The 14,421-nt window shown below is 38.4% G+C and carries 13 protein-coding genes and 1 tRNA gene; 12 read left to right on the top strand and 2 right to left on the bottom strand.

Annotated elements, in window-relative coordinates:
- From DVW83_RS04855 to DVW83_RS04835, 5 genes are all read left to right on the top strand, one after another.
- Complete coding sequence (locus tag DVW83_RS04855) at positions 1 to 144, top strand: FeoB-associated Cys-rich membrane protein (RefSeq protein ID WP_104661932.1); 144 nt, start codon at positions 1 to 3, stop codon at positions 142 to 144.
- Positions 145 to 494: 350 nt separating this feature from the next.
- A complete protein-coding gene (locus DVW83_RS04850) occupies positions 495 to 1,127 on the top strand; it encodes a GntR family transcriptional regulator (protein ID WP_005878951.1) in 633 nt (210 codons plus the stop codon).
- Positions 1,128 to 1,326: 199 nt separating this feature from the next.
- Positions 1,327 to 2,520: a quaternary amine ABC transporter ATP-binding protein gene (locus DVW83_RS04845; protein ID WP_104661933.1), complete on the top strand. Its 1,194-nt coding sequence runs from the start codon at positions 1,327 to 1,329 to the stop codon at positions 2,518 to 2,520.
- Complete coding sequence (locus DVW83_RS04840; protein WP_123862657.1) at positions 2,513 to 4,240, top strand: ABC transporter permease/substrate binding protein; 1,728 nt, start codon at positions 2,513 to 2,515, stop codon at positions 4,238 to 4,240. Before DVW83_RS04845 ends, DVW83_RS04840 begins: the two co-directional genes overlap by 8 nt.
- A 176-nt stretch (positions 4,241 to 4,416) precedes the next feature.
- Positions 4,417 to 5,220 carry a Cof-type HAD-IIB family hydrolase gene (locus tag DVW83_RS04835; protein WP_104661935.1) on the top strand — a complete coding sequence of 268 codons (804 nt, stop codon included), beginning with the start codon at positions 4,417 to 4,419 and terminating at the stop codon, positions 5,218 to 5,220.
- A gap of 181 nt (positions 5,221 to 5,401) precedes the next feature.
- On the opposite strand, the gene DVW83_RS04830 is transcribed toward DVW83_RS04835, so the two are convergent.
- Positions 5,402 to 5,474: transfer RNA gene (locus DVW83_RS04830), tRNA-Lys, on the bottom strand.
- Positions 5,475 to 5,793: 319 nt separating this feature from the next.
- Entirely contained in the window at positions 5,794 to 6,738 is a 945-nt protein-coding gene (locus DVW83_RS04825) for a tocopherol cyclase family protein (RefSeq protein ID WP_123862656.1), read from the bottom strand.
- A 254-nt stretch (positions 6,739 to 6,992) separates the two neighbouring features.
- On the opposite strand from DVW83_RS04825, the gene DVW83_RS04820 reads away from it, so the two are divergent.
- From DVW83_RS04820 to DVW83_RS04790, 7 genes are all read left to right on the top strand, one after another.
- Entirely contained in the window at positions 6,993 to 7,559 is a 567-nt protein-coding gene (locus DVW83_RS04820; RefSeq protein WP_137239088.1) for a DUF1836 domain-containing protein, read from the top strand.
- Positions 7,549 to 8,406 carry a DegV family protein gene (locus DVW83_RS04815; protein ID WP_137239086.1) on the top strand — a complete coding sequence of 286 codons (858 nt, stop codon included), beginning with the start codon at positions 7,549 to 7,551 and terminating at the stop codon, positions 8,404 to 8,406. The genes DVW83_RS04820 and DVW83_RS04815 overlap by 11 nt, the downstream gene beginning before the upstream one ends.
- Before the next feature lie 226 nt (positions 8,407 to 8,632).
- Positions 8,633 to 9,316, top strand: coding sequence for an MIP/aquaporin family protein (locus tag DVW83_RS04810; protein ID WP_104661937.1), 684 nt, complete (start codon positions 8,633 to 8,635; stop codon positions 9,314 to 9,316).
- Between the two features lie 338 nt (positions 9,317 to 9,654).
- The gene (gene yycF / locus DVW83_RS04805) at positions 9,655 to 10,359 is read left to right on the top strand and encodes a response regulator YycF (RefSeq protein ID WP_005878934.1); all 705 of its coding nucleotides are present in this window, start codon (positions 9,655 to 9,657) and stop codon (positions 10,357 to 10,359) included.
- Between the two features lie 3 nt (positions 10,360 to 10,362).
- Positions 10,363 to 12,198, top strand: a complete 1,836-nt coding sequence (gene walK, locus DVW83_RS04800; RefSeq protein WP_005878932.1) for a cell wall metabolism sensor histidine kinase WalK — start codon at positions 10,363 to 10,365, stop codon at positions 12,196 to 12,198.
- On the top strand, positions 12,195 to 13,505 hold the full coding sequence (locus DVW83_RS04795; protein ID WP_104661938.1) for a YycH family regulatory protein: 1,311 nt from the start codon (positions 12,195 to 12,197) through the stop codon (positions 13,503 to 13,505). Before walK ends, DVW83_RS04795 begins: the two co-directional genes overlap by 4 nt.
- Positions 13,506 to 14,384, top strand: coding sequence for a two-component system regulatory protein YycI (locus DVW83_RS04790; protein WP_104661939.1), 879 nt, complete (start codon positions 13,506 to 13,508; stop codon positions 14,382 to 14,384). It abuts the gene before it with no gap.
- Positions 14,385 to 14,421 lie beyond the last annotated feature (37 nt).

The raw sequence follows: 14,421 nt of genomic DNA, 5'->3' as shown, positions 1-14,421 counted from the left end.
ATGGCAACATTTTTATTAAGCGTCTTGATATTTGGCAGTGCAGCAGCCATCGTTTATTCGCGATTAAAATCAGGAAAAACATGTGATGAATGTAAAAGTGCCTGTCTTGTAAAGAAAGTTCAGAAGAAAACGATGGTGGACTGATTTCTAGTCAGAAAAAAATCACCTCTGCATAAAGAAATGCACGAAATAAACATAAGTTAAATAAGCAAAATAAAGCGCTACATGTGAATGTCTTCGTTGACTATTTACGTGTGGCGCTTTATTTTCTCAAGCATGATCTAATGCTCGGGTCATAACGCTGAGCTCACAACAATCAACGGTGTTCCCTCAGCTGACCTTCGGCATTAAATCATAGCTACTCAAAACATGGAGAGTTGTTTCGAGTAGCTTCTCTTTAATGCTCAGGTCATAACGCTGAGCTCACAACCTTTTGCTTATTTTTCTTTCCCATAGTAAGATGGAACAGAAAAGTAGAAGAGAGAGGAAAAAATATGGCTGGGAAGAAAAAAATCGTTCGGCCGAGATATCAACAGATTGCTGTTGATTTGGCAGAACGGATTGTGGAAAATCGTTACAAAATCGGTGAGAAAATACACGCGAGATCTACGTTAGCAAGTACATATAATGCATCTCCTGAAACGACGAGAAAAGCAATCAATGTGCTAGTCGATCTTGGAATCATGGAGGTTCGTCACGGAAGCGGCGCCTTTGTAGCATCAAAAGAAAAAGCAAAAGATTTTTTGTTGCAATATCAGGATGTCCAATCGATCCAAGAAACAAAAGCGGAGATCATGGCGAGTGTGGAAAAGCAACAAGAAGAGTTGGATCACTTTTCTCAATTACTGGATCAACTGGTAAATCAAACGAAGAGGATCCACAAGATGAACCCCTTATTGCCGTTTGAACTATTATTGACGAATGAGGCAACGCATCTTGATCAGTCAATCAGCGAGTTGAATATCTGGCAAGCAACGGGTGCGACGGTCATTGCAATCTCGCATGAAGAAGAGTTGCTTGTGTCACCTGGCCCATATGCTAAATTTACTGCGGGGGATACAGTCCACTTTATTGGAAATGAATTTACATTACAGCGAATGACCAATTTCTTTTATCCAGAAAATTAGCGTTGCAAGTGATTTGCTTTTTCTCATCAAATTTTAAGCTTAGTAAATCCCAATCTAAAGGGGATTTACCGAGCTTTTTTTCGTTTGATTAAAAGAATATAGTTAGCGTTTTTGACAAAAGTGACTACACGATGTTAGTATAGTGTGGTCACTTTTTTCAGAAAGAAAAATGAATTTACATAGATAAAGGAGAATTTATTTGGTAAAAGTTGAAGTAAAGAATTTAACAAAGATATTTGGTAAAAAAACGCAAGCTGCTTTGGAAATGATGAAGAACCGTCAACCAAAGACAGATATATTAAAAAAGACTGGCACGACCGTTGGTGTTTATGATGCAAGTTTTGATGTGCAAGAAGGAGAAATTTTCGTGATCATGGGGCTTTCAGGTAGTGGAAAATCAACATTGATCCGCTTACTGAACCGATTGATCGAGCCGACTTCTGGAAATATCTATATTGATGGAGAAGATATTTCAAAATTAAGTAAGGAAGAACTTCGTGAAGTACGCCGCCATAAAATCAATATGGTTTTTCAAAATTTCGGCTTATTCCCTCATCGGACGATTTTAGAAAATACTGAATATGGATTAGAAGTTCGTGGAGTACCAAAAGAAGAACGGCAACAAAAAGCAGAGCAAGCATTGGAAAATTCAAGTTTGCTTTCATTCAAGGATCAATATCCTAGTCAATTATCTGGAGGGATGCAACAGCGCGTTGGTCTAGCTAGAGCATTAGCGAATGATCCAGAAATCTTACTGATGGATGAAGCTTTTTCTGCACTTGATCCTTTGATCCGTAAGGAAATGCAAGATGAGTTACTCGATTTACAAGCGAACGTACAAAAAACAATCATTTTTATCACACATGATTTAAACGAAGCATTACGTATTGGTGATCGAATCGCTTTGATGAAAGATGGCGAAATCATGCAGATTGGGACTGGTGAAGAAATTTTGACCCACCCAGCGAATGATTATGTCCGTGAATTTGTTGAAGAAGTCGATCGTTCAAAAGTACTGACTGCCCAAAACATCATGGTACCTGCTTTAACGACGAACATCGAATCGGATGGGCCAAATGTAGCATTAACTAGAATGAGGAATGAAGAAGTAAGTATGCTGATGGCTGTAGATAGAAAAAGACATCTCAAAGGGATCATTACTGCAGATCAAGCATTAGAAGCAAGACGTCAAAAACGTCCATTGATTGATTTCTTAGATGAAAATGTAACGGTGATTGGTAAAGATATGGTGGTTAGTGATATCTTCAATATCATCTATGACTCCCCAACTCCTCTAGCCGTTGTGGATAATGGCAAACTAAAAGGTGTTGTCATTCGCGGTAGTGTAATCGAAGCATTAGCAGAAACGAGTGAGGTGAGTGATGATGAATAATTTATTGAACTATCGATTACCAGTCGCTGATTGGGTAGAGAACATCACTGAATGGTTTACAACGACCTTTGCAGGATTATTCTCATTTTTACAAACAATTGGTCAAGCAGTGATGTCAGGGATCACTAATTTACTTTTGGTCATTCCCGCACCATTGTTTATCTTGATATTAACGATTATTGCTTTCTTTATTTCTAAAAAACGTCCAGGATTAACGCTCTTCACACTGATTGGCTTATGGTTTATCTATAATCAAGGATTGTGGACAGACTTGATGAATACAGTAACGCTTGTTTTATTATCCAGCGTTATTTCTATCGTCATTGGTGTGCCATTAGGTATTTTGATGGCAAAAAGCAGTAAAGCTCAAAGTATCATCAAACCAATTCTTGACTTTATGCAAACAATGCCAGGATTTGTGTATTTGATTCCAGCAGTTGCTTTCTTTGGGATTGGTATGGTGCCGGGGGTATTTGCCTCTGTCATCTTTGCTTTACCACCGACTGTTCGTTTTACGAACTTAGGGATTCGCCAAGTACCAAAAGAGTTGGTCGAAGCGTCTGATTCATTTGGTAGTACAAGCTGGCAAAAATTATTCAAACTAGAATTGCCATTAGCTAAAAGTACGATTATGGCTGGGATCAATCAAACAACGATGTTATCTCTTTCAATGGTTGTCATTGCTTCAATGATTGGGGCACCTGGCTTAGGACGTGGCGTGTTATCTGCTTTACAACGTGCGCAAGTCGGTAACGGATTTGTTAATGGGGTAGCATTAGTCATCTTGGCTATTATCATTGACCGCTTCACACAGCATTTGAACCAGCCAAATAGTAAAAAAACAGTAAATGGCTCAAAACAACCAAATAAAAAGCGTCAAGGGATCATCATTGGGGCTGTAGTCGTAGTGCTTTTAGGTGCGATCGGTTTAGGTAGTTTCTCAAGCGCAAAAGAAACGAAAAAAATTAATCTCTCTTACGTTGAGTGGGATACAGAAGTCGCTTCAACAAATGTTGTTGCGGAAGTGTTAAAGGGAATGGGCTATGATGTTACGATCACTCCTCTTGATAACTCGATCATGTGGGAATCTGTTTCAAAAGGTGAGTCAGATGGGATGGTTTCTGCATGGTTGCCAAAAACACATGGTTCACAATATGCACAATACAAAGATCAAATCAACGATCTAGGTGCCAACTTAACAGGTGCTAAAGTCGGCCTAGCTGTACCTAGTTATATGGATGTCAACTCTATTGCAGATTTAACTGACCAAGCAGATAAAAAAATTACTGGGATCGAACCTGGTGCAGGCGTCGTCAATGCAGCGGAAAACACGGTCAAGCAATACGATAATCTAAAAGGATGGACTGTTGAAACTTCCTCATCAGGCGCAATGACTGTTGCTTTAGGACAAGCAATCAAAAAGCATGAACCAATTGTGATCACCGGTTGGACACCACATTGGATGTTTGCTAAATATGATTTGAAGTATTTGGAAGATCCAAAAAAAGTGATGGGAGATGCTGAAGAAATCCACACAGTTGTACGTAAAGGATTAAAAGAAGATCAGCCTGAAGCTTATAAAGTATTAGATAAATTCCATTGGACAGAAAAAGATATGGAAAAAGTCATGTTGGAAATCAACAATGGAAAAGAACCACAACAAGCAGCACAAGACTGGATCAAAGAAAATCAAAAAACAGTCGATAGCTGGAAAGAATAAGCATACTTTTCAAATTCAATGGGGAATAAGGAAACATCTAGCGTAGAAGAACTAATTCTATTCTAGATGTTTTTTTGTAAATGAGGTTGCAAAAATCTGAGCATGGATTGACTTGTTGCTGCCAGTTGTTACACTGAGAAAGAAGGACATTTTAGTGAGGTAGGAGAGAGTAGAACATGATCAAATTGATATTGACTGATTTAGACGGAACATTTTTGGATAGTAAGGGTAGCTTCGATAAGGAGCTTTATGAACAGGTAAAAGGATCGATGGATGAACAAGCGATTTACTTTGCTCCTTGTACAGGAAAACAATGTGAACGTGTAGAAGAACTTTTTGGACCAGAACTTTCTAAGGATTTATGGATCTTAGGTGATAGTGCGACACGTATCAAGCACAATAATGAATACGTTTACGAATCGTTGTTGCCGAATAATCTTGGAATCAAACTGATCAATAAATTAGAAGAAATTGCCAATGATTATACTATCATTGCTTGTACGCCGACTGCAGCGATGATCAAAGAAACTACGTCTGAAGAGGACAAACAGATGGTGAGAGGTTCCTATCGAGAAGTTCAATTGGTAGAAGCGCTTCATAAAATAACCGAAGATTTTGTGAAAATCACTGTCTATGATAGAAAGAAAAGATGTTTTGAGTATGTAAAGGAACTGATGGAGTTCAAAGAACAGGCGTATATCGTTGCTTCTGAAGCCGCATGGATCGATATTTCAAATGCGGGTGTGCATAAAGGAACGACAGTGAAGGAATTGCAAAAACTGTTAGGGGTCACCAAGGAAGAAACGATGGCATTTGGTGATGGTTTAAATGATATCGAATTGTTGAATGCTGCTACGTACAGTTTTGCGATGGGAAATGCTTTTGAGGAAACAAAAGCAGCAGCGAATTTCATCACTCGATCAAATGATGAACAAGGGGTACTACAGACGATTCAAAAAATAATTGCATTGCAAAAATAGTATAACGTTAGTTTTGCTAAGAGGTATCCTCAAGAAGTATAGAACATCGAATCAAACGCAAGTAAGAATAAGTGAATACCCGAAAATCCTACCCGAAAACAAAAAAATGTCATCACGTACATCTTTTTCGAAACTACCGAAGTAGCCAAAGATGTACTGATGACGTGGGTTTGGCACCCAATGGGCCGTGAGGGGCTCGAACCCGCGACCCGCTGATTAAGAGTCAGCTGCTCTACCAACTGAGCTAACGGCCCGTATGAAAAGTACTTTATAATAGTAGCACTATGGATTTTAAAATGCAAGTCTGCGTTTGTAAAAATTCAAAAAAAACTTTACTTCTTTATAGGAAATCATTCATAGATTATTCATAAATGCCCCCTATTATATAAGTATACCAACCAACAAAAGTTCTTGTAAGAGAGCAAACCCTAACACTTTTTCATTTTTTTACTCCTTCCCGCCGTTACCCGCGGCGGGTCTCCTAATCTTAACGATGCTTAAAGAAACAAAGAGAAAAGTCACCACTGAAAGTTTACTTTCAATGGTGACTTTTTGTTCATTCTGGTTGCTTTATCAGTAAGTGTATCCACGCAAATTCCCGACTTGTTCGAATCCGGCAGCGATTCCTGACTGATGAAACAGAATCTGTTTGTTCTTTTGTAAAGTCACTGTCATCTCAGTACTAGCTTTTTCCCGAATGACACGATTCATCAGTCCTTTATGAGGAGCTATCAATGGATGACCACCGTTTTGCAGGACTTTGATCTGTAATATATATTGTTTTTGCTTGATTATTATAATCAACTGGTTTTCTTCACAGAAGATGTCCATGATCTTGGCACCATAATAAGTAGCAAAACGATATTCTTTCCCGTGATAATGCAATACAGAGATGATACCTAAAAAGTGACTACCCATAAAGGGGATTTCTGCTGCAGAAAAGAAAAAATTCGCTTCGGAAGTCGCAAACTGATTACATTGCGCCCAGAGATACGTAGCTGGAAAAGAACTGCCCCAATCTTTTTCCAAATAACCAATACCGTTCGTAAAATCAATGATTTTTCCATTCCATACCAAAGTTCCCTTTAAAGAATGCCTCATACTTAAGATGCCATGGTAACACTCCATAAATGAGAGATAAGAAAAAGGCCCCATAATACTGGGAGAATAGGTTGATTTGTTTAGCACAGTAAAATCGCCAAATGTGATCGTCCCTTGGATTGTTAAGTTCGGACCTTTTAATGACAGAGAAAGTCCTTTTTCACTAAATACATTTGTCTCGATCTTAACAAATAATTGATCTTCTTTGATCCATAGATCTTGAGGTTCAAAATAGAACATTTCGGAATGCTTATGATTGATGACTTGGATAAAGGGATATTTCAGGCCATCTTTCCCAACTGAATAACCGGGAATAAAGGCATAAACGTCTTTTTCGATTTGTTGCTTAAAATACCATCCTTCAAAAAAAGGATATTTTCTTTGTTCCCCTTGGAAATATTTATCTGTTGAAAGCATTCTCGTTCCCTCCGTTCAGGTACATTTTACCATGGGAGATTGAAAGCTTATGCATAAAAGGCTTCTTGATATAGAGGAGGTCGGTTATTCGGTTAGTTAGTCATAATAAGTGGGCAATTGTATTTGTTTTTTTCTCAATATTTTTTTAAAATACAAAATTAATATAAACTTTTCATCTAGTTAAGGTAACTAGATTGAATGTTTTTGATAACTTTGATAAGATGTAAATGAAAACAAAAGAGGGAGATAAAACCATGGAAAAGATGAAGCAACAATTAATCGAGTGGGGAAAAGACCTAGAAGATTTCCACTTGCCACATTGGGAAGAACTTCCTGATTTAGATCTTTATATGGATCAAGTGAGAACATTAGTCGATCGCTATCTTTCTCCAGTCATTCAAGGAGAAAAGCATCCTTTACTCACCTCATCAATGGTCAATAATTATGTGAAACTTGGGTTGATACCAGCGCCTGTCAAGAAAAGATATAACAAAGAACATGTGGCATTTTTGATTGCGATCACGACTTTGAAACAGGTCTTGACGATTCCTGAAATCAAGGAAGGTATTTTATTTCAAGGGAAAACAGTAGGAATCCGTGAAGCCTATAATTTATTCTGCTCTGAACAAGAAACTGCGGTCAAAATGGTCAGCCGACTAGCGCAAGGAGAAAATTATCCACCGTTCGTTGATCAAGAAACGCCGGTGGAATATATTGCTGTTCGGTCTGCCACGTTGTCTTTTGCTATGAAGTTATTGGCAGAAAAGACGATTAGCTTAGAAACAGAGTATTTAATTGAGGAGAAAAAAAATGAAAAATAAAATTGCTATTTTAGTAGATTCTGGTACAGATGTACCACAAGAATTGATTGAAAAATATCAGATGTATGTTATCCCATTAAAAATCATCTATAAAGATAAAGTTTATACAGATAAAGTCGATATTACGCCAGAAGAGATCTATCAAAGATTACCGCAAGAAATTCCTGGAACCTCTCTACCAGACGGAGAAACGATCACTAAGATTTTTGAAAAGATCAAAGCAGATGGTTACGATAAAGTGTTAGCTATTACTATTTCTAGTGGGTTAAGTGGTACTTTCAATATCGTGCGACTGATTGCAGAACAGCAAGAAGAATTGGAAGCGTATGTATTAGATACGAAGAACATTGGAATCGGAGCAGGTTTCTCTGCGATCCAAGCAGCAAAGTGGTTAGAAGAAGGAGTCGAATGGCAGACATTGATCGACAAGTTGAACGAACTAGTTGAGCACACAAAAGTGTTCTTCAATGTAGCGACTTTAGAATATCTGCAAAAAGGTGGACGTATCGGTTTGGTTGCTTCTATCCTTGGGAATGCGTTAAAACTAAACCCCATCATCTCTTGTAACGATGAAGGCATTTATTATACTGTTGGCAAGGCAAGAGGTCGTAAGAAAAGTTTAGATAAAACAGTTGGCTATGTGCGCGAACGAATTGGCACAGCTAAAGTGTTCAATCTAGCGGTTGCACATGGTGATGCGAAAGAGGAAGCCATAGTAATGGTGGAAAGACTAAAAACTGAATTTCCTCAAGCACAGCACGTTTACTTTGGACAAATCTCTCCAGCGTTAGTTGTCCATACAGGGCCGGGATTGCTAGGTGTAGGAATACAAGTTTTGGGAAACTAAACAATCGTTGAAAAGAATACCAAGAATGTAGTGAAGAAGTCTTTCGAAAAAGTCAGGTTGGAAATCCATCTGTGAAGGACAAACTATTTTCTTGGTGTTTTTTTGCGAAGCTTTCCAATAAAGGAGCTACGTAAGAAGGACATTTTCTAAATGACACCATATTTAATGATATGTGTTATTGAAAGTTTGCAGAAAATGTTATAATCAGAAGCGAAGGTGTTTTTTTATGAAAAAAGGAATTGCAGAACTTATTGGTACGTATATTTTAGTTTTTGTAGGAACGGGAGCGGCTGTACTAGGCGGTGGTGCTTCAGGAATCGTCGGTACTACTGGGATTGCCTTGGCTTTTGGTTTTACGATCATTGCAGCAGCATATAGTATCGGAACGATTTCAGGTGCACATCTGAACCCAGCTGTTTCAATTGCAATGTGGTTGAACAAACGCATTACAACAACTGAATTATTTTATTATATGGTGGGACAAATCGTTGGGGCTTTTGCGGCGTCATTATCCTTGGCGGGCATATTAGATTCTGCTGGTAAAGGTGTCGACAATCTAGGGCAAAATACATTTGAAATGGGTGTAGGTGGTGCCTTGGCAGTTGAAATCATCCTCACATTTATTTTTGTATTAGTGATCATGACAGTGACAAGTCCAAGCAAAGGAAACAGTAGACTAGCAGGAATCGTTATTGGATTGACATTGACACTAGTCCATTTCGTGGGCGTACCATTGACTGGAATGTCTGCCAATCCAGCTCGTAGTCTAGCACCAGCATTCTTAGTAGGTGGACAAGCATTGAATCAAGTCTGGGTATTCGTAGTAGCACCAATCGTCGGGGGAATCATTGCGGCACTTGTAGCAAAATACCTCTTGGAAACCGAAGATCTAGATACCATCGAAGTTTGATGTGAGGTCAGTGTCATTCTGAGTGATGACAGCAAGAAACTGTAGAAGCGAGAAACAGAAATATTCGTTTGAAAAATCGAAAATGGAAATGCTAAGGTTCAAAGGAATAAAGGTCAAGAAATTATTCTTAAAATTTTGAGGATTTTCGCTTTATTCTTAGAAAAGTGTTTGCCATAGTCATCGATTAGTCGAATTTAGAGGTGAGACAAAAGTGGTTTTTACTTTTGTTCCACCTTTTTTTAGGCTTTTGAGACCTTGTTTTTTACAGAGATGAAACATATTCGGAAATAAGTTATAATAGAAGAGTATGACAATAAATAAAAAAGAGGTGGCTCTTTATGAAAAAGATTTTAGTTGTCGATGACGAAAAACCGATTTCGGATATCGTCAAATTTAATTTAGCCAAAGAAGGCTATGATGTTTACACTGCTTATGACGGGGAAGAAGCCTTGGAAAAAGTGACTGAGGTAGAACCTGATTTGATTTTACTGGATTTGATGTTGCCAAAAATGGATGGGCTGGAAGTGGCTCGTGAAGTACGCAAAACTTACGATATGCCGATCATTATGGTAACGGCAAAGGATTCTGAAATCGATAAAGTTTTAGGTCTAGAATTAGGCGCAGATGATTATGTCACCAAGCCGTTTTCTAATCGTGAGTTAGTCGCTCGGGTCAAAGCAAATCTTCGCAGAGGAGCAACTGCATCTAAAGAAGTAGAGGAAGAAACGCCGTCAGAATTAGTGATCGGCGATTTGACGATCCATCCAGATGCGTACATGGTAACCAAGCGAGGAGAAACGATCGAATTGACGCATCGCGAATTTGAATTGCTCTTTTATTTAGCCAAACATATTGGACAGGTAATGACCCGTGAACACTTATTACAAACTGTTTGGGGTTATGACTATTTTGGGGATGTACGAACAGTGGACGTTACGGTACGACGTTTACGCGAAAAAATTGAAGATAATCCGAGTCACCCTAATTATCTAGTGACGCGTCGAGGTGTCGGTTACTATTTACGTAACCAAGAACAGGAGTAGTTGATGAAAAGGAAAGTCCGCTTTTTTCGATCAGTCAATTTTAAAATAGCCATTACATTTATTTTGATTTTGCTGATCTCTATTGAAATTATTGGAGCGTATTTCATCCGAGGACTGGAACGTTCAACGATCAATACGTTTATCAAAGATATGAATCAGACGGTTGAATCATTAGCAACTACGATCAGCCCTGAGTTGAATCGTAAAGATAGCGCAGATACAGACGAAGTAAATGCGAATATCAAGCGATTTATTGAAACGAGTGCATCTAGTGATATTCTGGAGATGCGTGTGGTGGACGAAAAAGGGATCATACGTGGGACAACAGATGTGAGTGAGCAGAGTTCTATTGGTAAAAAAAATGATTATGTCGATATCAATGACTTCACAACCAAACGCTATGTAGCACTCGATAATGACGATAAGCGGGTGAACATCAATATTCAACCTATCCTATCCCCGACCGGTGATGCCGTTATCGGGGCTCTTTACGTCAAAAGCAATATCGAACAAAAATATTCAGAAATCAATAATACCGCACTTATCTTTTTCACTGCCTCATTGATTGCTGCATTTATCTCTATGATCGTTTCCGTCCTAGTCGCGCGTTCCATCACCCAACCAATCGGAGAGATGCGTGAGCAAGCGATTCGGATCGCCCGAGGAGATTATAGTCGGAAAGTCAAAGTCCATGGTCAAGATGAATTGGGGCAACTGGCTGATACATTCAATCAATTGGCTGAACGTATCGAAGAAGCACAAGATACGATGGAAGCTGAAAGAAATCGGCTAGATAGCGTCCTTTCTCATATGACAGATGGAGTAATTGCCACAGACCGTCGAGGCAAGGTGATCACGATCAATGATATGGCGATCTCATTGTTGGATGTAAAAAATGAAGAGGCGATCGGACAGTCGATCTTAACATTACTGGATATTGAAGAAGAGTATACGTTACGAAAATTGTTGGAAGATCCGAATGAAATGGTTCTCGACCGTTCAACGGGATTGATGGAAAGTGATCAAATGATTTTACGCGTAGAATTTTCGATGATCCGCAGAGAATCTGGATTTATCAGTGGTTTAGTTGCGGTTCTTCACGATGTCACAGAGCAAGAAAAAACAGAAAGAGAACGACGTGAGTTCGTATCGAATGTTTCACATGAATTGCGGACACCATTGACAAGTATGCGCAGTTATATCGAAGCATTAAGTGAAGGTGCTTGGAAAGACGAAGAAGTTGCCCCTAACTTTTTAAAAGTTACGCTAGATGAAACGGATCGGATGATTCGGATGATCAATGATCTGCTAAATCTTTCAAGGATGGATACAGGAAATACGCAACTTCAACTAGAATATGTGAATTTCAATGAACTAGTCAATTTTGTACTTGACCGATTTGATATGATGGTTGGTAATCAGGAAAAAAATTATCGGATCAAAAGAGAATTTACCCAAAGAGATTTATGGGTGGAAATCGATACAGACAAGATCATTCAAGTGGTGGATAATATCATGAATAATGCAATCAAATATTCTCCAGATGGTGGAACAATCACCTGTCGATTACTAGAAACACACAATAATGTGATTTTAAGTATTACAGACCAAGGGCTAGGGATTCCTAAAAAAGACTTGAACCGAGTTTTTGAGCGCTTCTACCGTGTTGATAAAGCACGAGCAAGAGCCCAAGGAGGAACTGGGCTGGGTCTTGCGATTTCAAGAGAAGTGATAAAAGCACATCGTGGTGCAATCTGGGCAGAAAGTAAAGAAGGACAAGGTTCAACTTTCTATATTTCTTTACCATATGAACCTTATGAGGAGGAATGGTGGGAATGAAAATATCTGAAAAAGTTGTTCGGATCGGACTGATTTTGATGATTGCTTTAAGCATCTATTTCTCTTATGCCATTTGGTTAAGCCCAGCAGGAAAGACATCGATCAATGTCGATGAAACTAGCTCTCAAGTAGTGGAATCTCAAAATTATCGTAAAGCATCAGAGGTATTTCTACCGTTGCATCTAACTTGGATAAATGCTGGATCGCTGAAAGAAACAAACAGTGAGAATCTTATTACCCGTTTACAAACGGTCGTTGAAGGGGCAAGATTTGGTCGACTTTCTGAAGTAGTTTCTGGAAACTTAGAAAAGTTCAATCAGACAAAAACAATTGATGAGGGTGTCGAACTTACGTATAATGCACCTTTGCTTTTAAGCGAATATAAAGATGCCTTTCATTTGAATTTTGATATTTCAGCAATTACCAAGGAAGATGATACGTCTTATTTCAATCGTATCCAATTTGATGAGAAAAAGGATAAAGTACGTTTTATTAATTATTCTGATCACACGATTTATGAGGCGAGTATTTCGATCGATTGGTCGGATCTAGAGAAAGAATTAAAAGCTACAGGGATTAAATGGACAGAAATGAATACTGAACCATCTATCATGCCAACGCAGTATGATACAAAAAATCCGGTTAAACTGAAGAAATATAGTTACATCTTGTCACAACAACCATATACAGTATTTCGAAATGCTTTTTTTCAAAAACCTGACGAAGTAAAGAATAATGATGAGAGCAGTGAATTGATTTTCTATGATAGAAATGAAACGATGTCGATCCACTCGGATACACAAGTCGTTGATTTTCGGGGAGAAACTCCGGAAGAAGCCTCTGGCGATATTTTTTCCGAAAGTTTCCCTTACATTAGTAAGCTAGGTAGTTCTCTTGGTAATATGCGCTACTTTGATCGTAAGGAAAATAAAATCGATTATCGGATATTTGTAGAAGGATTCCCCGTCTTTGGTTCGGATAGTAAGGGACAGGTTGGAATTGAGATTGGTGATGATTCCGGCGGGTCAGAGGTGAATATCCAAACAAGTTTGAATACGATCCAAGTGCCGATCCCTTCTGATGAGGAAGTAGAATTACCGAATACAGAAAATGTTATTCAAAATTTAGTCGATAAAGGTGCAGATAAAGGGAAAATCCAATCGATCATCGTGGGGTATACATGGCAAAATATCAAAGAAACGAATCGTGTCGTCGATCTATTGCCAGAATGGTATGTGAAATATCAAGAACAATGGTATTCCGTAAGTGAGTTGCTTGTAAGGTTACCTGGATCGGAGGCGAAATAAATGGATTTCAAAAAGATTGAATGGATCTTTTTCGTTGCCTTTTTAGGTCTTAACATTTTCTTATTCAGTAGTTACCATGATGCTGTAAATCAAGAAAACAATGTTATTCGCTCTGATCAAACAGAATCGATCCAGCAACGCCTTGCCAGTGATGACATCTCATATACAGGGAAGATCTCCTCTGAAAGTCGTCAAGGGTATTATCTTAGTGCAGAAGAAACAGATCTTAGCAATGTGCTGACGGATTATCGCCGTAATTCAGATAAAAAAGGTTTGCTAAGTAGTGGGGTCGTATTAAATGATGACGTGCTAACAAAGACGTTATCAGAAACAGAATCAGAATCAGAAAAGAGTACGTTTGATCCTGATCAGTTAGGTCATTCTGTTGAGGATCTTTTAGCTAATAAAGAGGATGTATTGTTTGGCACTGATTATATGTATATGAAGCATTTCTCGACACTAGGTGGAGACTCTCCTGAAATTGAAGCAAGTCAAGTGTACGAAGGCTTACCTTTCTATGATGACACAGCGAAAATCGTATTTTCATTGGATAAGGTAGATAACCGCTACGCAGTCACCAAATACACCCAGACACATCTTTCAGGTATTGAACAGCTACGTGAGAAAACAGAATTACACACAGAAGAAGATGCAATCAAAACATTGTATATAAATAACAAAATTTCCCGAGGTTCAAAGATTTTATGGCGACAATTGGCGTACTCCTGTATTCTTAAAGTACGTGAAAAAAATGTTTATGTACCTATCTGGTATGTAGCAATCGAAACAGCTGATAAAGTAACGCAAGTTGAATCAGTCAATGCATTCAGTAATACAATTATTACAAATAATACGATTCCAAAGGTGGAAGATCATTAAAAAAGTAGGTATAATGAAAAAAGTTTACAAAGTAAGA

It is taken from the genome of Enterococcus sp. VV15, from assembly GCF_005236045.1.
Lineage (GTDB): Bacteria > Bacillota > Bacilli > Lactobacillales > Enterococcaceae > Enterococcus_B > Enterococcus_B durans.
Note: the sequence above shows the minus strand (reverse complement) of the source record. Positions and strands in the feature narration are given on the sequence as shown.

What these genes read in the sequence shown, in the direction of transcription:
- DVW83_RS04855 (WP_104661932.1), top strand. Translation starts at nt 1, where the DNA reads ATGGCAACATTTTTATTAAGCGTCTTGATATTTGGCAGTGCAGCAGCC.
- DVW83_RS04850 (WP_005878951.1), top strand. Translation starts at nt 495, where the DNA reads ATGGCTGGGAAGAAAAAAATCGTTCGGCCGAGATATCAACAGATTGCT.
- DVW83_RS04840 (WP_123862657.1), top strand. Translation starts at nt 2,513, where the DNA reads ATGAATAATTTATTGAACTATCGATTACCAGTCGCTGATTGGGTAGAG.
- DVW83_RS04835 (WP_104661935.1), top strand. Translation starts at nt 4,417, where the DNA reads ATGATCAAATTGATATTGACTGATTTAGACGGAACATTTTTGGATAGT.
- DVW83_RS04825 (WP_123862656.1), bottom strand. Translation starts at nt 6,738, where the DNA reads ATGCTTTCAACAGATAAATATTTCCAAGGGGAACAAAGAAAATATCCT.
- DVW83_RS04820 (WP_137239088.1), top strand. Translation starts at nt 6,993, where the DNA reads ATGGAAAAGATGAAGCAACAATTAATCGAGTGGGGAAAAGACCTAGAA.
- DVW83_RS04815 (WP_137239086.1), top strand. Translation starts at nt 7,549, where the DNA reads ATGAAAAATAAAATTGCTATTTTAGTAGATTCTGGTACAGATGTACCA.
- DVW83_RS04810 (WP_104661937.1), top strand. Translation starts at nt 8,633, where the DNA reads ATGAAAAAAGGAATTGCAGAACTTATTGGTACGTATATTTTAGTTTTT.
- yycF (WP_005878934.1), top strand. Translation starts at nt 9,655, where the DNA reads ATGAAAAAGATTTTAGTTGTCGATGACGAAAAACCGATTTCGGATATC.
- walK (WP_005878932.1), top strand. Translation starts at nt 10,363, where the DNA reads ATGAAAAGGAAAGTCCGCTTTTTTCGATCAGTCAATTTTAAAATAGCC.
- DVW83_RS04795 (WP_104661938.1), top strand. Translation starts at nt 12,195, where the DNA reads ATGAAAATATCTGAAAAAGTTGTTCGGATCGGACTGATTTTGATGATT.
- DVW83_RS04790 (WP_104661939.1), top strand. Translation starts at nt 13,506, where the DNA reads ATGGATTTCAAAAAGATTGAATGGATCTTTTTCGTTGCCTTTTTAGGT.